Source organism: Lachnospira hominis (ex Hitch et al. 2025) (assembly GCF_040096395.1).
Taxonomy (GTDB): Bacteria; Bacillota; Clostridia; order Lachnospirales; family Lachnospiraceae; genus Lachnospira; species Lachnospira hominis.
The window spans coordinates 1-584 of record NZ_JBBMES010000077.1 but is presented as its reverse complement, the minus strand read 5'-3'; the positions used below and the strand labels follow the sequence as shown (position 1 = coordinate 584).

Sequence of the window (584 nt, the reverse complement as noted above, 5' to 3'; positions counted from 1 at the left end):
GCATATACAAGCTTCAGATCAGCCATCAGTTTTTTGATATCTTTGTAGGAGACAAACTTCGTTGAATTGCGGATCTGATGGATGATACACTGCTGAATCTCTGTTTTTGGATAAACAGCCTCGATTGCCTGTGGAAATCCATTCAAGCCATCAACACATGCAATCAGGATATCCTCGACTCCCCGGTTTTTTAATCCATTCATGATAGAAAGCCAAAACTTCGCACTTTCGTTTTCACCAACATACATGCCAAGGACGTTCTTTTTTCCATTCATGTCAATACCAAGAGCGATGTAGACTGCACGTTTTACAATACGTCCTTCGCTGCGGACATGATAGTGGATTGCATCCATAAATACTACAGCATACACTTCTTCCAGAGGGCGTTCCTGCCATTCTTTTACAATCGGCATGATTTTATCTGTGATCCTGCTGATTGTGCTGTCAGAAATATCAATATCGTATAATTCACGCATGTGAGATTCAATGTCTCCGGTGGTCATTCCTTTGGCATACATGGAAAGTATTTTTTCTTCCATGTCCTGAGTTACGGTATTTTGATATTTTTTAATCAGCTGTGGTTC

The 584-nt window shown here is 40.4% G+C and carries 1 protein-coding gene; it reads right to left on the bottom strand.

The window, feature by feature from the left end; translation table 11 throughout:
* Positions 1–584: IS256 family transposase (locus WMO38_RS15395; protein ID WP_349163228.1), on the bottom strand; the 584-nt coding region annotated here is incomplete at both ends.